Annotated in this window: 14 protein-coding genes and 1 pseudogene; 8 read left to right on the top strand and 7 right to left on the bottom strand. The window is 76.5% G+C overall.

Going from position 1 to position 16,345, the window contains the following annotated elements; all coding sequences use genetic code 11:
• Positions 1-121: 121 nt before the first annotated feature.
• A complete protein-coding gene (locus tag OG556_RS33360; protein ID WP_371515254.1) occupies positions 122-634 on the bottom strand; it encodes a cupin domain-containing protein in 513 nt (170 codons plus the stop codon).
• Between the two features lie 256 nt (positions 635-890).
• Here OG556_RS33360 and OG556_RS33355 point away from each other — a divergent pair, with 256 nt between their 5' ends.
• Entirely contained in the window at positions 891-1,718 is an 828-nt protein-coding gene (locus OG556_RS33355; protein ID WP_371515255.1) for a BPL-N domain-containing protein, read from the top strand.
• Between the two features lie 35 nt (positions 1,719-1,753).
• Here the strand turns inward: OG556_RS33355 and OG556_RS33350 are convergent, their stop codons facing one another.
• Positions 1,754-2,221, bottom strand: coding sequence for an NADAR family protein (locus tag OG556_RS33350; RefSeq protein ID WP_371515256.1), 468 nt, complete (start codon positions 2,219-2,221; stop codon positions 1,754-1,756).
• A 185-nt stretch (positions 2,222-2,406) separates the two neighbouring features.
• Complete coding sequence (locus tag OG556_RS33345; RefSeq protein ID WP_371515257.1) at positions 2,407-3,270, bottom strand: alpha/beta fold hydrolase; 864 nt, start codon at positions 3,268-3,270, stop codon at positions 2,407-2,409.
• A gap of 48 nt (positions 3,271-3,318) precedes the next feature.
• Here OG556_RS33345 and OG556_RS33340 point away from each other — a divergent pair, with 48 nt between their 5' ends.
• The 3 genes from OG556_RS33340 to OG556_RS33330 all read left to right on the top strand — a co-directional run bounded on the left by OG556_RS33340 (position 3,319) and on the right by OG556_RS33330 (position 6,235).
• Positions 3,319-3,960, top strand: coding sequence for a TetR/AcrR family transcriptional regulator (locus OG556_RS33340; RefSeq protein ID WP_371515258.1), 642 nt, complete (start codon positions 3,319-3,321; stop codon positions 3,958-3,960).
• A gap of 212 nt (positions 3,961-4,172) precedes the next feature.
• The gene (locus OG556_RS33335) at positions 4,173-4,979 is read left to right on the top strand and encodes a hypothetical protein (protein ID WP_371515259.1); all 807 of its coding nucleotides are present in this window, start codon (positions 4,173-4,175) and stop codon (positions 4,977-4,979) included.
• A 146-nt stretch (positions 4,980-5,125) separates the two neighbouring features.
• The gene (locus OG556_RS33330) at positions 5,126-6,235 is read left to right on the top strand and encodes a PP2C family protein-serine/threonine phosphatase (RefSeq protein ID WP_371515260.1); all 1,110 of its coding nucleotides are present in this window, start codon (positions 5,126-5,128) and stop codon (positions 6,233-6,235) included.
• A 27-nt stretch (positions 6,236-6,262) separates the two neighbouring features.
• On the opposite strand, the gene OG556_RS33325 is transcribed toward OG556_RS33330, so the two are convergent.
• The 3 genes from OG556_RS33325 to OG556_RS33315 all read right to left on the bottom strand — a co-directional run bounded on the left by OG556_RS33325 (position 6,263) and on the right by OG556_RS33315 (position 10,258).
• Positions 6,263-7,090 carry an alpha/beta fold hydrolase gene (locus OG556_RS33325; protein WP_371515261.1) on the bottom strand — a complete coding sequence of 276 codons (828 nt, stop codon included), beginning with the start codon at positions 7,088-7,090 and terminating at the stop codon, positions 6,263-6,265.
• A 220-nt stretch (positions 7,091-7,310) separates the two neighbouring features.
• Complete coding sequence (locus OG556_RS33320) at positions 7,311-8,633, bottom strand: deoxyribodipyrimidine photo-lyase (RefSeq protein WP_371515262.1); 1,323 nt, start codon at positions 8,631-8,633, stop codon at positions 7,311-7,313.
• A 122-nt stretch (positions 8,634-8,755) separates the two neighbouring features.
• The gene (locus tag OG556_RS33315) at positions 8,756-10,258 is read right to left on the bottom strand and encodes an SDR family oxidoreductase (protein ID WP_371515263.1); all 1,503 of its coding nucleotides are present in this window, start codon (positions 10,256-10,258) and stop codon (positions 8,756-8,758) included.
• 440 nt (positions 10,259-10,698) lie between these two features.
• On the opposite strand from OG556_RS33315, the gene sigK reads away from it, so the two are divergent.
• The 4 genes from sigK (at position 10,699) to OG556_RS33295 (ending at position 14,673) form a co-directional block, all read left to right on the top strand.
• Positions 10,699-11,283 carry an ECF RNA polymerase sigma factor SigK gene (gene sigK / locus OG556_RS33310; RefSeq protein WP_371515264.1) on the top strand — a complete coding sequence of 195 codons (585 nt, stop codon included), beginning with the start codon at positions 10,699-10,701 and terminating at the stop codon, positions 11,281-11,283.
• Positions 11,280-12,029, top strand: coding sequence for an anti-sigma factor domain-containing protein (locus OG556_RS33305; protein WP_371515265.1), 750 nt, complete (start codon positions 11,280-11,282; stop codon positions 12,027-12,029). The genes sigK and OG556_RS33305 overlap by 4 nt, the downstream gene beginning before the upstream one ends.
• 209 nt (positions 12,030-12,238) lie before the next feature.
• The gene (locus tag OG556_RS33300; protein ID WP_371515266.1) at positions 12,239-13,900 is read left to right on the top strand and encodes a molybdopterin-dependent oxidoreductase; all 1,662 of its coding nucleotides are present in this window, start codon (positions 12,239-12,241) and stop codon (positions 13,898-13,900) included.
• 74 nt (positions 13,901-13,974) lie between these two features.
• Positions 13,975-14,673, top strand: a complete 699-nt coding sequence (locus OG556_RS33295; protein WP_371515267.1) for a fasciclin domain-containing protein — start codon at positions 13,975-13,977, stop codon at positions 14,671-14,673.
• 511 nt (positions 14,674-15,184) lie between these two features.
• Here the strand turns inward: OG556_RS33295 and OG556_RS33290 are convergent.
• Positions 15,185-16,089 (bottom strand): annotated as a pseudogene (locus OG556_RS33290) (MerR family transcriptional regulator).
• Positions 16,090-16,345: the final 256 nt, after the last annotated feature.

Raw genomic sequence — 16,345 nt, 5'->3', positions numbered from 1 at the left:
CATGGCCACTCCTCTCGCAACCAGGACACCCCCGGCCTCCACCGTTCCACACCCGGCCCGCACCGGCCCGCCGGGAGCGGCCGTCACGGGCCCCGGGCGGGGGCAGGCGGGGGCGGGGGCTTCAGGCGGGGGCGGCGCTCCGGTCGAGGGCGGCGCGCCAGGCGGGGCTGTCGACGTAGTGGTTGTCGAAGCGCCCGGCGGAGGCGGCGATCGCGCCCGGGTCGGTCTCGCCGCGCATCACGCGGCCCAGCAGGCGCAGGTAGTCGAAGCGGTCCATGCCCGGGGTGAACACGAACAGGACGTCGGCCTCGGCGCCCGGGGCGGCGGCGAAGGCGTGCGGGGTGTGCGGCGGCACGGCGAGGAAGTCGCCCTCGCCCAGGATCGTGACCTCCTCGCCGACCAGCACCTGCAGCGAGCCGCCGATCACGAAGAACAGCTCCCAGGCCCGGGTGTGGAAGTGCGCGGGGGCGCCGACGGCGCCCTGGGCGAAGGTGGAGCGGTAGCTGGTGAACCCGCCCTCGGTGTGCGCCGAGTCGGCGAGCAGGGTCATGGTGCTGCTCGGGTCGGCGCAGGTCTCGGCCTCGGCGTGGCGGGTCAGCACGGGGGCGGCGGGGGCGGTGTTGCTCGTCGTCATGGGACCAGGCTAGAACCGGAAAGACCGGCCATCAGGTGGCAATCGAATGCCGCTTTCATGGGTCAATTCCCGGGCCGCGTCCGCCTGGCCCGCCCGCCCGCGCCACTGCCCCGGGCCCCTGTCCCGTCAACGCGGACAGCGCGGTGGCACCCGTTCGGGGGGCGGATGTGCGGCGCGGGCCGCCGTGCCCGTAGCGTCGTCGCTGCACACGGCGTAGGGCGCGGGGAGGGTGTCGGCGATGGCGGGAGTGCCGGTCATGAGGGGTGGGCGGCGGCCCGGGCGGGCCGCCGCGGCCCTGGCGGTGGCGGCGGCACTGCTGACGGCGTCCGCCTGCGGCACCTCCCCCGTACCGGACGGCCCGGGGGACGGCGCGGGCGACGACGCGGTCGCCGCCGCCGACGGGCGGCCGCTCGCACTGGTCTACCGGGGCCCGGCGGCCTGCGAGGGCTGCCCGGAGGCGGCGCGGGAGCTGCTGGAGCGCGACGGCTTCGCGGTGCGCTACGTCGGCCCCGAGGAGCGGCTGCGCTTCGGCGCGGGCGTGCTGGCCGGCGCCGCGCTGTACGTGCAGCCGGGCGGCACCAACGGGCAGGAGGTGAGCACCGCGTGGGGCCTGATGCAGCGCGACCCGGGCTTCTCGCCGGAGCTGGTGCGCGACTACGTCCGGGGCGGCGGGCGCTACCTGGGCCTGTGCATGGGCGGCTACCTGGCCGGCGACCCGGGCTACGACCTCCTGCCGGGCGACTCCGGGCAGTACATCCGCTCCCGGGGCGCGACCGTCACCGACGAGCAGGACCGCCTCGTCGACGTCGCCTGGCGCGGCCGCCCGCAGCGGATGTACTTCCAGGACGGCCCGTACTTCGACGTCGACGGCCCGGGCGTGGACGTCCTGGCCCGCTACACCAACGACCGCGCCGCCGCCGTCATCGCCCCCTACGGCGCCGGCCGGGTGGCGGTCAGCGGCCCGCACCCGGAGGCCCCCGCGGACTGGTACCGCGACTACCACCTGCCCGACGAGTCGAAGACCGGCCTGGGCCTGGGCGACGACCTGCTGCACGACCTGATGGCGGCAGCCCCCTCGTCCTGACGTTCCGTCAACTCGCCTGCGGGTGAGCTGCGGTGTCACGCCCGCTCGGCGGGTCCGGCGGGGAACTCGGCGCGCAGCCGGGTGCGGGTGCGCATCAGGATGCGGCCGAGCATGTTCCTGCCGGTGCCGGTGCGTCCGCGCCCCCAGTAGTGGTCGGTGCCGGTGTCCTCGACGAGTTCCTCGTCGCCGGTGGCGAGCAGGACGGCGCGGATGTCCGGGTGCTCCCGGAACTTGGCCGCCACCGCCCGGCGCATCACGTCGCCCTTGACGCGCTCCCAGTCGCGGCGCAGCGGTCCGGCCGGGTCGCGGCCCAGTTCGGCGGCGCGCAGCGGGGTGCGGGCGCGGCGGACGAGGTCGGCGTGGCGGGTGCCGGCGAACTTCTGGGCCTGGAAGTAGTGCTCGGAGGTGGGCCAGAGGTGTCCGTCGAGGTGGAGGGGGTGGGGGGAGAAGTTGGAGAAGCAGCCGTGCGGGGCTTCGTCGGCGCCGTAGAAGTAGATGGTCATCGGGGCCTCGCGGAGGGGGCGTTGGCGGGATCCGTACGGTCGCAGGCGTGCGGCCGCGCCCGCAACCGGTTTTCGTCCGGTCGCGGGCGCGGGTTCGACGGGCCTCGGCGGGGGCGGCGCGGTTCACGTGGTGCTCCGTCAGCGGGACGGTGCGCAGCGGGAGCCCCCGGGCCCGGCCGGTGGCGCTACCGCCCGGCGGGGTGCAGGACGCGGTCGGCCACCAGGTCCGGCCGGTCGGTCGGCAGGGCGTGGCCGGCGCCGGGCACGATCTCCGTCCGGGCCGAGGGCACGAGGCGGCCGAGGCGCTCGGCGACCGCGTGCGCGTCGTGCATGGCGCTGCGCTCCCCGAGCAGGAACAGTGCGGGGACGTCCAGGCGGCGCAGTTCCTCGTCGGACAGGACCGGGGGCACCGGGAGCGCGCGGCGGAAGCCCATCGACGCGCGCATCAGGGCCATCAGCTCGGTCTCCAGGATGGCGCTGTTGCCGACCAGGCGGGCCAGTCGGGGGCGCAGCGCTCGCGGCGCGGTGGCGGCGAGGCCGCCGGCGATCACCCAGGCGTAGAAGCGGGCGCCGATGTCGGCGAAGCCGGCCGGGTCCACCAGGGTGAGGGAGGCGGCCCGCCCGGGGTGGTGGATCTGGTGGTGGAGCGCCAGCCAGCCGCCGTAGGAGCAGCCGACGACCTGGGCGTCCGTCACCTCCAGTGCGGTCAGGAGTTCGTCCAGCCAGGCGGCCGCGTCCCGGCCGTCGGCGATCGGGGCGCTCTGCACGCTCGCGCCCGGTTCGCCGATCGTGTCGACGGCGATGACCGGGCGGTGGCGGGCCAGCGTGTCGATGTAGCGGTGCCACATCAGTGCGTTTCCGCCCGAGCCGGGCAGCAGCACGATCGGCTCGCCGTGTTGCGGGCCGGTGCGGTAGACGCGGGTGGTCCCGAACGCGGTCGGGAGGTCCAGCGCCGTCCGTGGCCCGGGCCACAGTTCCGTCAGGGCCCGCTCGTAGGCGGCGCGAAACCGGTCCCCGGCCTGGTCGTTCTTGAACTGGCTGATTCGCATGATACATGTGTATCACGGCATGATACGGGTGTACCAGGGAGGTCGTTCATGAACGCGCGGGTCGATCACGAGGAACGCCGGCGGCAGATCGCCGAAGCACTGCTGCGCATCGCCGACACCCAGGGGCTGCAGGCGGCCAGCATGCGGGCGGTCGCCACCGAGGCGGGCGTCTCCCTGCGGCTGGTGCAGTACTACTTCACGACCAAGGAGGGGCTGCTGCTGGACGCGCTGGAGCGGCTCGGCGCCCAGCTCCAGGCCCGCATGGCGGCGTGGATCACCGCGGCCGCCACCCCGCCCACGCCGCGCGGCCTGGTGACCGCGGTCCTGTCCAGCATCCTGCCCACCGACCCGGAGAGCCGCCGGATCACCCGCACCTACGCCGCGTACTACACGCTGGTGCTCAGCGATCCCGCGCTGGTGGAGAAGCACGGGACGCCCCAGCCCGACCTGTTGGAGGGCTTCCTCGCCAAGCAGGTCCGCGCGGCCCAGCAGGACGGGCAGATCGACCCCGCCAGGGACCCGGAGATGACCGCCGCCGGGCTGCTGGCCATGGTCAACGGCCTCGGCTCCAGCGTGCTCGGCGGCCAGCGCACCGGCGACGCCGCGCTGGCGATCCTCACCCACCACCTGGACGAGCTGTTCCGCGGCCGCCCCCGCGGTGACGCTGCCCCGGACCTGCCGACCGCCTGACCTGTCACCCCCCCCCGGACCGGCCGGCCTTCCCCCGCCGCCGGGGCGGGCCACCGTTCGGCCGGATCCCGTCCGGCCGCCCCGCAGGCGCCCTGTCCGCCCCGGCGCCGGTGCACGAGAATGTGCCGGTCCCGCGCGAGGGGCCGGCGAAAGCGGCCGACTCCCCTGCCGGGCACTCCTTTTCCGTTACCGAATGGGGAGGTTCACCGACCGTGTACAGGAGACTTCCGCAAGCCGTGCTGTCGGGTGTGCTGGTCGTGGCCTTCGCGGGAACGACCGCGTGGGCCACGACGACGGCGGGCACCGCCCCCGCGCCGGGCGTCGCCGCCGGGTGCGGGGCCGACGCGACCGCCCAGGGCCTGGCCAGTACCGCCCTCCCGAACACCCTGCTGGAGACGCCGCGCTCCGACGGGCGGACCGAACAGTTCCAGCAGTTCTACGACAGTTCGGCGGCCTCCCTCCTGCCCTTCGTCTGGCACCGCTCCCAGGACGCGCCCGGGGGCGCCTACGGCGGCTGGGAGCGCGTCAGCGCCACCCCCGTGGGCCCGAAGCTGTACCAGGTGAGCGCCGTCGAGAACAGCGCCGGCGCCCTGGAGGTGTTCTTCGCCTCCTACGGCGGCTTCTGCCACACCGTCCTGCCCGCGCCCGGCGGCTCCTGGACCCCGACCGAGAACTTCGAGCTGTCACCGCCGCCCTACCACGGCGGGCTCACGCTCTTCAGGGAACGCGACGGCCGACTGCACGTCTTCGCCTCCGGCGCCGACACGAACGCGGCCATGGAGGTGCGCAGCCAGGACGGCGACGCCCGGGACTCCTGGGGCCCGGTGCGCCGGCTGCCCCGGCTGCCGGACCCCAACGCGGGCCTGGGCGCGCCGTCCTCGATCGTCCAACTGCCGGACGGGCGGCTGCGGGTGACCGTCCGCGAGTGGAACCGCGACCGCTCCTGGCGGACCACCGAGGCGGACCGGTTCGTCTCCTGGGAGCCGTGGCAGCTCTGCGCGGACAGCACCTGCGCCTGACGGCCGGGCCGCGGGCAGCCTGACCGCCGGGGCACGGGCGGGCGCTCCCGGGCGGGCGCTCGCCCGTCCGGGCGGGCTGCGCTGGCGGCCGGGTGGGGCCGCCGGTATGCCTGGGGGGACGGCGAGGCGGCGGAGAGGACGGCGGGGTGGGCGGCGCGGACGGGGACGGGAGCGGGGAGCGGGACGGCGGGGAGATGCGGGCGCCGGGCAACCGGGCGGTGGTGCTGGGGGTGCTGGCCTCCACCGCGGTGGTGCTGCTCGCCCAGGTGGCGAGCGGCACCAGCGCCCGGCTGGTGCTGCTGCTGGTGTTCCTGCCGGCCCTGCTGGCGGGGCTGGGCACCGTCGCGCAGACGGTCGCGGCCTCGGTGTGGGTGGCCGGGGTGGTGGCGGTCAGCACGGTGCTGTTCCCGCCGTCCTCGCTGGCCGCCCGGGTGGGCACCCTGGTGGGGGTGGTCGGCGCCGAGGCGGCCGTGGTCGGGCTGTGCGCGCGCCGGGTGCGGCGCGAGCGGGAGCTGTTCCGGATGCGGCAGACCGCCGTCGCCCTGCAACGCCAGCTGCTGCGCCCGCTGCCGGTGCTCACCCCCGACGTCCAGCTGTACGGGCTGTACCGGCCGGTGGAGGAGGACGCCCTGGTCGGCGGCGACCTGTACGACGTCGCCGACACCCCGTACGGCACCCGGGTGCTGGTGGGCGACGTGCAGGGCAAGGGCCTGCCGGCGATCGGCGCGGGCTTCGCGGTGCTGAGCGCCTTCCGGGAGGCGGCCTTCCGGGAGCCGGCGCTGACCGGCGTCGCGGACGCCCTGGAGGCGGCGGTGGAACGGCACAACGCGTACGCGGTGCAGGGCGGCGAGAGCGAGCGCTTCGTCACCGCGACCGTGCTGGGCGTGGAGCGCGGCGCGGACGTGCAGGCCGTCAACTGCGGCCACCTCGCCCCCTACCTGCTGCACGACGGCCGGGTCGAGGCCGTGCCGCTGCCGGCCGGGGTGCCGCTCGGGCTGGCGGAACTGGCCGACGAGGTGCGCACCGTCCGGTGGTTCGCGCTGCCCGAGGACGGCGTGCTGGTGCTGCTCACCGACGGGATCACCGAGGCCCAGGACGCCACCGGCGCGTTCTACCCCGTCGAGCGGGGCCTGGCCGCCCTCGCCGCCGCCCCCGCCTCCCTGCTGCCCGAGGCCCTGGACCGCGAGGCCCGCCGCTGGAGCGGGGGCCGCAGCCGCGACGACGTCACGGCGCTGTCCCTGCGCCGCGCGCCCTGAGACTGCCGGGGCTCCCCTGGGGTGTCCTCACTGCTTGAGGAACTCCAGCAGGTCGGCGTTGAAGCGCTCCTTGTCGCCGGGGACCATCGCGATGCCGTGCGAGCCGTTCTCGTACACCTTCAGGACGGCGCCGGGGATGATCCGGGCGGCCCGGCGGGCGGTCGCCTCGACGGGGACGATCCGGTCGTCGTCGCCGTGCACGATCAGGGTGGGGATGTCGAACCTGGCCAGGTCCTCGTGGAAGTCGGTGTAGCCGAAGGCGTCCACGCAGTCGACGCCGCCCTCGATGGTCTGGTGCATCGCCATGAACCAGAACGCGTCCCGGTTGCCCTGGGTGGCGCGGGAGCCGGGGCGGTCGGCGGAGAAGAAGTTGACGGAGGTGTCCTGCCAGAACTGGGAGCGCTCGGTGAGGATGCCGGCCTTGATGTCGTCGAAGACGGTGCCGGGCACGCCGTGCGGGTTGTCGGGGCCCTGGAGCATGGACGGGGTGATCGCCGACAGCAGGACGGCGGAGCGGATCCGCCCGGTGCCGTGGCGGCCGATGTAGCGGGCGAGCTCGCCGCCGCCCATGGAGTGGGCCACCAGGGTGACGTCGCGCAGGTCGAGCCCGGTGAGCAGGCTGTCGAGGTCGTCGGCGAAGGTGTCGAAGTCGTAGCCGCCGTAGACCGGGGCGGAACGGCCGTGGCCGCGCCGGTCGTGGGCGATGGCCCGCAGGCCGGCGTCCGCGACGGCCTTCAGCTGGTCCTGCCAGGCGTCGCCGTTGAGCGGCCAGCCGTGGATGAACACGACGGGGCGCCCGCTGCCCCAGTCCTGGTAGAAGATCTCGACGCCGTCGCGGGTCCTGGAGATGGGCATGCTCCTGCTCCTTCGGGTGGTGCGCCGGGGGTGGGGCGGCCTGCCGGGGTGACCTGCCGGGGGCGGCCTGCCGGGCCGCGGGTTTCATCCAACGGGAGGCGGGTGGGGCCCGCATCCCGCGGCGGCCGGGGCCCGGGCGGGAGCGGACGCGGCGCTACGCCGTTCGGGTGAGGGCGGGCGAGTTCCGGGTGAGGGCGGGTGAGTTCCGGGTGAGGGCGGTTCAGCCGCTCTCGCGCATGCGGGTGCCGAGGGCGTCGGGGGGCAGCAGCGGCGCCGGGTAGCCGGCCGGGGGCTCGGCGAGCTCCCAGGGGCGGTGGACGTCCCGGGCCGGCAGGTGGGCGAGCTCGGGGACCCAGCGGCGCACGTAGGCGCCGTCGGGGTCGTAGCGGTCGGCCTGGCGCAGCGGGTTGAGGACGCGGTTGGGGCGGGTGTCGGTGCCGGTGCCGGCGGCCCACTGCCAGTTGAGCTGGTTGTTGGCGAGGTCGCCGTCGACGAGCAGGGCGAGGAAGTGGGCGGCGCCGGGGCGCCAGTGGTGGCGCAGGCTCTTGGTGAGGAAGGAGGCGGTGAGCAGGCGGGCCCGGTTGTGCATCCAGCCCTCGTGGGCGAGTTGGCGCAGGCCGGCGTCGACGATCGGGTAGCCGGTGCGGCCCTCGCGCCAGGCCTGGAGCTCGCGTTCGTCGTCGTACCAGCGGACGGGGCGGGGGCGGTAGTCGGCGTGGGCGGCGTCGGGGCGGGCCGCGAGGACCTGGTGGTGGAAGTCGCGCCAGGCGAGCTGGCGCACCAGCGCGGCCGCGCCGGGGGTGTCGGACTTCCCGGCGCGGTGGGCGAGTTCGGTGGCGGACAGGCAGCCGAAGTGCAGGTACGGCGAGAGGCGGGAGGTGGCGTCGGCGGCGAGGTCGTCGTGCAACTGCTCGTAGTCGTCCGGGTTCCAGGCGCGCAGGCGGCGGCGGGCGGCGCTCTCGCCGCCGGGGGCGCGGCCCGGGGAGGTGCCGGCGGGGGCGGCGGGCAACGGGGCGCTCGCGGGGCCGTCGGGGGTGGCGAGGGTGCGCGGGGCGGGCAGGACGGTGCGCCGGGGGGCCTGCTGCCAGGCGCGGTGGTAGGGGGTGAAGACGGCGTAGTGGTCGCGCCCGGCCGGGGTGACGAGGCCGGCGGGGACGATGGTGAGCGCGGCGTCGTGCAGGTGCAGGCGCTCGCCGAGGGCGCGGCGCAGGGCGTGTTCGCGGCGGGTGGCGAAGGCGGAGACGCCGGCGTTGGTGTGGACGGTGTCGGCTGCGCACTCGGCGGCCAGGCGGGCGGCCTGTTCGGCGGGGTCGCCGTGGCGCAGGACCAGGCGGGAGCCGGCGGCGCGCAGCGCCCGGTCGAGGTCGGCGAGGCTCTCGGCGAGGAAGGCCTGCCGGTTGGGGGCGGCGAAGCCGGCCCGGGCGATGGCCGGGTCGAGGACGAACAGGGGGACGACCTGGTCGGCGCGGGTGCGGGCGGCGTGCAGGGCGGGGTTGTCGTGCAGGCGCAGGTCCTGGGTGAACAGGACGACGGCGGTGCTCATCGGGGGCCTCGTGCGGTGGAGTGCGGGTGCGGGTGTCGGGTGTCGGGAGGCGGGTGTGGGTGGGGGGTGCGGGTGGGGGGTGCGGGTGGGGGGTGCGGGGTGGGGGGTGCGGGGTGGGGGTGTCAGGCGGCGGGTCGGGCGGGTCGGGCGCGTTCGGTGATGTTGCGGGCCATGGCGCCGAACACCAGGGCGTGGAAGGGCGCCACCGACCACCAGTAGAGGTGGCCGGCCAGTCCGTGCGGGTGGAACAGCGCCCGCTGCTGGTAGAGCGCGCCGCCGTCGCCGTCGGGGGTCACGCGCAGTTCGAGCCAGGCCAGGCCCGGCAGGCGCATCTCGGCGCGCAGCCGCAGCAGGCGTCCGGGTTCGATCTCCTCGACCCGCCAGAAGTCGAGCGCGTCGCCGACCCGCAGCCGGTGGCGGTCGCGGCGGCCGCGGCGCAGGCCGACGCCGCCGGCCAGGCGGTCCAGGCGTCCGCGCAGGGCCCAGGCCAGCGGCAGGGAGTACCAGCCGTTCTCGCCGCCGACGCCCTCCACCACCCGCCACAGCGCGGCCGGGTCGGCGGCCACCCGGCGCCGGCGCAGGTCCTGGTAGAGGCTGCCGCCGGCCCAGTCGGGGTCGGTGGGCAGCGGGTCGCTGGGCGCGCCGGGCAGGGAGGCGGAGGACCAGCGGGTGGAGACCTGGGCGTCGCGGATGCGCCGCAGGGCCAGTTCCACGGCCCGGTCGAAGCCGGTCAGGCCCTCGGGCGGGTCGGGGATCCAGCAGGCGATGTCGTGTTCGCGGCACACCACCTCGTGGCGCAGCGACTCCACCAGCGGGCGGGCGAGCGAGCCCGGTACGGGGGTGACCAGGCCCACCCAGTGGCTGGACAGGCGCGGGGAGAGCACGGGCACCGGCACGATCAGGCGCCGGGGCAGGTCGGCGACCTCGGCGTAGTGGCGCATCATCAGCCGGTAGGTGAGCACGTCGGGCCCGCCGATGTCGAAGGTGCGGTCGACCTCGGGGGGCAGGGCGGCGGCGCCGACCAGGTAGCGCAGCACGTCGCGTACGGCGATCGGCTGGATGCGGGTGTCGACCCAGCGGGGGGTGACCATCGCCGGGAGCCGTTCGGTCAGGTGGCGCAGCATCTCGAAGGAGGCCGAGCCGGAGCCGATGATCACCGCGGCCCGCAGTTCGGCGGTGGGGACGCCGCCCGTGCGCAGGGCGCGGCCCACTTCGGCGCGCGAGCGCAGGTGGGCCGACAGGTGCGGTTCGGGGACCCCGGCGGGCAGCAGTCCGCCGAGGTAGACGATGCGCCGGGTGCCGGCGGCGGCGGCCGCCTCGGCGAAGGCCTCGGCGGCCTGCCGGTCCCGGGTCTCGAAGCCGGGCCCGGTGCCCAGGGAGTGGACCAGGTAGTAGGCGGCGTCGATCCCGTCGAAGGCCGCGGGCAGGGTCTCGGGGCGGGTGACGTCCCCGGTGACGGCCTCCACGTCGGCCCGCCAGGGCTGGTCCCGCAGCCGGAGCGGGTCGCGGACCAGGCAGCGCACCCGGTACCCGGCGGCGAGCAGTTCGGGCACCAGGCGCCCGCCGATGTAGCCGGTGGCGCCGGTGACCAGGCAGTGCGGGCGCGTCCGGGTCGGCTCGTCCACCTGCGGCTCCTCTCGTGCGGGCGGGTGCGCCCCCCGTGCCCCGCCAGGCGCGGGGGGCGCTGCCGGGGTGTTCGGAGCGGACGCGGCCGGGGATTGGACACGGCCGGGGATTCGAGTCTCCCAGGGGTCTCCTGCGGGCGCCCGGGCGTGCGCGCGGGGGCGGGGAGGCCGGGGCGGGCGCGGGGGCCGGGAGCCGTGCGGGCGCGGGGGCCGGGAGCCGTGCGGGCGCGGGGGCCGGGAGCCGTGCGGGCGCGGGGGCCGGGAATCCGGTGTCCTTGGCGGGCAATCCGCGCCGGGTGCGGCTTCGAACGCCTGACGTCGCCGTGTTCCGTCGGCCCGGCCGGGTGTCCGCCCGGCCGGGATTCCCTGGAGGTCGTGCCCATGCCCACCGTTCACTGGCCGGGGCCGTCGCCCGTGTGTTGCGAGCACGAGGTGGCCGGATGAGCACGGTCGTCCACCTGTCCGGGCCGGGGCGTCCGGGCACCGACCTCAAGGAGCTGCTGAGCAGGACCGCGCTCGGCGACCGGGAGGCGTTCGGTCGGCTGTACGACGCGGTGGCGGGCCCGGTGCTGGGGCTGGTCCGCCGGGTGCTGCGGGATCCGGCGCAGTCCGAGGAGGTCGCGCAGGAGGTGATGCTGGAGGTGTGGCGCACCTGCGCCCGCTACCGGCCCGAGCGCGGGGAGGTGCTGGCGTGGGTGCTGACCATCGCCCACCGCCGCGCCGTGGACCGGGTGCGGGCGGCGCAGGCGGCCGCCGACCGCGACCGGCGGGCCGCCGCCGCCTCGCACACGCCGGCGTTCGACGAGGTCGCCGAGCAGGTCGAGGGGCGGCTGGAGCGCGAGCAGGTGCGGCGCTGCCTGAAGGGGCTGACCGAGCTGCAGCGGGAGTCGATCACGCTGGCCTACTACCGCGGGTACACCTACCCGCAGGTCGCCGAACTGCTCGGCACGCCGCTGGGCACCGTCAAGACCCGGATGCGCGACGCGCTGATCCGGCTGCGCGACTGCCTGGGAGTGGGAGCATGAGCGGCGCCGACCTGCACACGCTGACCGGCGCCTACGCCGCGCACGCCCTCGACGCGGACGAGCGCGCGCAGTTCGAACGCCACCTGGCGCAGTGCCCGGCCTGTGCCCGGGAGGTCGCCGAGTTCACGGCGACGCTGGCCAGGCTGGGCGCCGCGCAGGCCGTCGCGGTGCCCGGGGAACTGAAGTCGCGGGTGATGGGCGCGCTGGACACCGTCCGGCAGGAGGCGCCGCGCGCCGCGGCCGGGCCCGACGGCGCCCGGCGCCCCGGGCGGCTCGCCCGCGGCTGGCCCCGGCTGGCGCTGGCGGCCTGTCTGGCGGCGGCCGCGGCCCTCGGCGGCGTGGCCGTCCAGCAGCACCGGGAGGCGGACCGGGCCAGGGCTCTCGCCGCCACGCTGCAGCGGCACCAGGACCAGGTCACCGGGCTGCTGACGGCACCCGACGCCCGGCGGGCGAGCGGCCCGGCGGCCGGCGGCACCGGCAGCGGGGCGGTGGTCTGGTCGCACGACAAGGGCCGGGCCGTCCTCCTGGCCTCCGGCCTGCCCGCCCCGGCGGACGGCACGGCGTACGAGCTGTGGTTCGACGACGGCGCCGCGATGCGCCCGGCGGGGCTGATGCCCCGGGGCGACGGCGCGTTCCTGCTGGACGGCCCCCTGGACGGCGCGCGCGGCATCGGGGTCACGGTGGAGCCCTCGGCCGGCTCCGCGCACCCCACGGGGGCGCCGGTCCTGCTGATCCCGTTCACCTGAGCGGGAGGGCCGGGCCGGGCGGACGGCCGGGCCGGGGTCAGGCCGGGCCGGGCGGGGGTCAGGAGACGGTGAGGGGGCCGCTCAAGGGGTGCTCGGGCGCCCCTTGAGCGGCCCTCACCCCTGACCGGGCGGTGTCACCCGGCCAGAGCGATGTCACCCGATCGGGGGGTATCCGGACTCGCACCCATCCGGTGGAGCCGGACCGCCGAATGAGGACCGTGACCGATGAGACGAGCAGCAGCCCGCCGGGCGCCCTCCCCCGAGCACGCACCCGTGCCGCCGGGCCGGCCGTGGCGGCGCTGTGCGGGCTGGCGGCCGCCGCCGCGGCCGTGGGAGCCGGTGAGGCGGCGGCGGCGTTCACCCGCCCCCAGGCCTCACCGGTGGTGGCGATCGGCTCGGCGGCGATCGACCTCGCGCCCACCGCCGTCAAGACGTGGGCGGTCCAGCGGTTCGGCACCGGCGACAAGGCGGTCCTGCTGGGCGGGATCTACACCGTCATGGGCCTCGCGGCCGCGGCCCTCGGCGTGCTGGCCGTACGCCGTCGCGGTGCGGCGGCCGCCCTGTTCGCGGCCTTCGGCGGCCTCGGCGCCTGGGCCGCGCTGGCCCGCCCGCAGGCCGTCCCCACCGACCTGCTGCCCTCCGCCGCCGCGGCCGGCGGCGCGGTCGCCGTGCTGTGGTGGCTGACCCGACCCGCCTTCTCCCCCGGCCTCTCCCCCGACCCTTCCCCTGGCCCTTCCTCTGGCCCTTCCTCTGACCCTTCCTCTGGCCCTTCCCCCGGCTCGGGCCCGGTCCGGCCGACCGGGCCCGGGCGGCGGCGCGTCCTGGCGGCCGGCGCCACGATCGGCGCGGCCGCCGCCCTCGGCACGGCCGGACGCGTCCTGTCCGACCGGCGCGGCGACGTCAGCGCGGCCCGCGCCGCCGTCCGCCTGCCGCCGCCGCTGCGCCCGGCGCCGCCACTGCCGCGCGCGGTCGGCGCCACGGTCCCCGGCCTGCCCCCGTTCATCACCCCCACCGCCGACTTCTACCGCGTCGACACCGCCCTGACCCTGCCGCGCATCGACCCGCGCGCCTGGTCGCTGCGGCTGCACGGCCTGGTCGACCGCCCGCTGCTGATCGGCTTCGACGACCTGCTCGCCCTCGGGCTGGAGGAGCTGGACCACACCCTGTCCTGCGTCTCCAACGAGGTCGGCGGCCCCTACGCGGGCACCACCCGCTGGCTCGGCGCCTCGCTGCCCGCCCTGCTGCGCCGCGCCGGCGTCCGCTCCGGCGCCGAGCAGCTCGTCGGCCGCTCGCAGGACGGCATGACGATCGGCACCCCGGTCGAGACGCTCCTCGACGGGCGCCAGGCGCTGCTCGCGGTGGCGATGAACGGCGAGGCGCTGCCCGTCGAGCACGGCTTCCCCTGCCGCACGGTGGTGCCCGGCCTCTACGGCTACACCTCGGCCACCAAGTGGCTCGTCGACCTGGAGGTGACCACCTTCGCCGCCCGCGACCCGTACTGGGTGCAGCGCGGCTGGGACCGCACCGGCGAGGTCCGCACCGCCTCGCGGATCGACGTGCCCGCGCCGTTCGCCCGCGTACCGCCCGGCGACGTGACGGTGGCCGGCACCGCCTGGGCCACCCACCGAGGCATCGCCGCCGTCGAGGTGCGCGTCGACGGCGGGCCCTGGCGGCAGGCCGAACTGGCCGCCGACGCCGGGCCCGACCTGTGGCGCCAGTGGACCCACACCTGGACCGGCGCCGCCCCCGGGACCCACCGCCTCGAGGCCCGTGCCACCGACGGCACCGGGGCCGTCCAGCCCGCCACCCGCACACCCCCCTACCCCTCGGGGGCGACGGGCTGGCACAGCGTCGTCGTCACCGTCACCTGACCCCACTCCCACGACTTCCCCACCCCTTCGGCACCCGGGATCCGCCCGATGCCCCCTGACAGGAGAATCCGTCCATGAACACGACCGTCCTGGTCCGCAAGCCCTTCGCCGCCGTCCTCGCCGCCGGCCTGCTGGCCGCCGCCCTGAGCGCGTGCAGCAGCAGCGGTGGCGGCGGCGGCGAGGCGAAGTCCTCGGACACGGCCAAGAGCACCACCGCGGCCGCCGCGCCCCAGCCGTCCGGTGCCCAGGCTTCCGGTGCCCCGGCTTCCGGTGCCCAGGCCGCCGAGCAGGTGACGGCCGGGCAGCCGTTCGGCACCGCGTGCGCGGCCGTCCCCAAGGACGGGGCGGGCAGCTTCACCGGCATGGCCAAGGACCCGGTCGCCACCGCCGCCTCCAACAACCCGCTGCTGTCCACCCTCGTCACCGCCGTCAAGCAGGCCGGCCTGGTGGACACCCTCAACTCCGCGAAGAACATCACCGTCTTCGCCCCCACCAACGACGCCTTCGCCAAGCTCCCGAAGAAGGACCTCGACGCCGTCCTCGCCGACAAGGACAAGCTCACCAAGATCCTCACCTACCACGTCGTCCCCCAGCGCCTGGCTCCGGCGACACTCGCCGGCGGGCACAAGACCCTGGCCTCCGACGACCTCACCGTGACCGGCGCCGCCCCGGACTTCACCGTCAACTCCGCCGCCAAGGTGCTGTGCGGCGACGTCCAGACCGCCAACGCCACCGTCTACATCGTCGACACCGTCCTGATGCCCGCCTCCTGACCCGGCATCAGCCCATGAACCGCGGCCCCCGGCGAACAACCCCCCGGTAACCGGGGGCCGCACCCCCACCTCCCCACGCCCCGCAGGCCCCGCAGACCCCGCAGGCCCGCCCGTGCACAGGAAGTCGGACCCGCCGACTTCCTGTGCACTGCGGCGTTGCGGCCCCCGCCAGGGAAATATGTAGACCGACCGGCATATTTCTCGTGCTCCACGATTCCGGCCGCGTGAGAAGTCGACAGGTCCGACTTCTCGCGCGCGCCGAACCGCTCCCACCGCCCGGCCCCCGCCCGCCCACCCACCGTCCGCGCAGCCGAATATGTAGACCGACCGATATATTTTTGCCCCTTTGCGGCGCCCCGCACAGGAAGTCGGGCAGGCCGACTTCCTGTGCGCACTGTGGGCACTGTGGGCGCGATCAAATCTGTAGACCGGTCGGTATATTCATGCCCGAAGCCAGCGGCGCGAGCCGGCCTGTGGAACCGCGCCACATGACCACACCGGCAGGCGGGGGTCAGCGCAGCAGGTGCTCCAGCTGGTCGAGGGCGGTGGGCAGGTCACGGGGGCGCAGGGCACCCGGGGGGCGGCGGGAGCCGGTCCAGCCGGGGCCGGCGGTCAGGACGACGGGACGGGTGCGGGCACCGTGGGGGCCCCACGCGGTCTCGGCGACACGGCGGGCCAGGGCCCGGTCGGCGGTGCGGGCGACCTGGGACCAGAGCAGGACGGCGGGCGGGCCGGTGCGGCGGACCGCTTCCAGCAGCGCTTCGGTCGGCAGGGCCGGGCCGAACATCCGAAACGGCAGGCCCCGTTCGGCCAGCCCCGCGGCCAGCGCCTCCAGCGGCAGGGCATGCAGTTCGGCGGGCATGCCCGCGAGCAGGACGGCCGGCCCCTGCGGCGGCTCGACCCGGTCGGCGGCGCGGCGCAGAGCGGCCGCGACGTGCCAGGACAGCAGGTGCTCGACCTCGACGTAGCGCTCGCCCTCGGCGGCCCACTTGCGGCCGGCGGCGCGCAGCGCGGGCATCATGACCTCGGTCCAGGCGGCGACCGGGCCGAGGGTGTCGACGCTGTGTCGCAGGATCCGGGCGAGCTCGGGGGCGTCGAGGCGAACGGCCGCGCGGGCCAGCCCCCGGCATTCGGGGCGGACGGTGCCGACGGGCAGGGTGTTCCCGCCGCCGCCTGCCGGTGCGCCGGCAGGCGGCGGCGGTTCGTGAGCCTCGGGGGTTCTGGGGCCTCGGCGGCGAGGGCGAGGCGGGCCGCCTCGGCCGGGGTGACGCCGCGGGCGGTCAGACGGCACATCTCCGCCAGGACGGCGACGTCCCGCGGGCTCCACTGGCGGTGTCGCCCGGGATCGCGCCGGGCGGGACCGATGCCGTAGCGGCGTTCCCAGGAGCGGACGGTGGTCGGGGAGACGCCGAGCATGCGGGCGAGGGCACCGGTGGTCAGGCTGGCCTGGGCCGGAGGCCGGCCGGCGGAGGCAGTCACGGGAACGGGGACCGGGACGGGGACGGGCACATACGTGAGCCTATGCGGGGCGGGCCGGGGCGGCGGGCGTCGCGAATGCGGGGCGGCACAGCAGGACTCGTCCCGCGGAAGCGGTCGGTGCGCGCAGGAAGTCGGACCCGCCGACTTCCTACGCACACCCCGGTTGCGGACCTGGAGGGAATATGTAGGTCGG

Origin of the sequence: Kitasatospora sp. NBC_01300 (assembly GCF_041435235.1) — a bacterium.
Lineage (GTDB): Bacteria > Actinomycetota > Actinomycetes > Streptomycetales > Streptomycetaceae > Kitasatospora.
Note: the sequence above shows the minus strand (reverse complement) of the source record. Positions and strands in the feature narration are given on the sequence as shown.

Bases quoted from the DNA above. Each gene is read 5' to 3' on its own strand.
- OG556_RS33360 (WP_371515254.1), bottom strand. From the start codon at position 634: ATGACGACGAGCAACACCGCCCCCGCCGCCCCCGTGCTGACCCGCCAC.
- OG556_RS33355 (WP_371515255.1), top strand. From the start codon at position 891: ATGAGGGGTGGGCGGCGGCCCGGGCGGGCCGCCGCGGCCCTGGCGGTG.
- OG556_RS33350 (WP_371515256.1), bottom strand. From the start codon at position 2,221: ATGACCATCTACTTCTACGGCGCCGACGAAGCCCCGCACGGCTGCTTC.
- OG556_RS33345 (WP_371515257.1), bottom strand. From the start codon at position 3,270: ATGCGAATCAGCCAGTTCAAGAACGACCAGGCCGGGGACCGGTTTCGC.
- OG556_RS33340 (WP_371515258.1), top strand. From the start codon at position 3,319: ATGAACGCGCGGGTCGATCACGAGGAACGCCGGCGGCAGATCGCCGAA.
- OG556_RS33325 (WP_371515261.1), bottom strand. From the start codon at position 7,090: ATGCCCATCTCCAGGACCCGCGACGGCGTCGAGATCTTCTACCAGGAC.
- OG556_RS33320 (WP_371515262.1), bottom strand. From the start codon at position 8,633: ATGAGCACCGCCGTCGTCCTGTTCACCCAGGACCTGCGCCTGCACGAC.
- sigK (WP_371515264.1), top strand. From the start codon at position 10,699: ATGAGCACGGTCGTCCACCTGTCCGGGCCGGGGCGTCCGGGCACCGAC.
- OG556_RS33305 (WP_371515265.1), top strand. From the start codon at position 11,280: ATGAGCGGCGCCGACCTGCACACGCTGACCGGCGCCTACGCCGCGCAC.
- OG556_RS33300 (WP_371515266.1), top strand. From the start codon at position 12,239: ATGAGGACCGTGACCGATGAGACGAGCAGCAGCCCGCCGGGCGCCCTC.
- OG556_RS33295 (WP_371515267.1), top strand. From the start codon at position 13,975: ATGAACACGACCGTCCTGGTCCGCAAGCCCTTCGCCGCCGTCCTCGCC.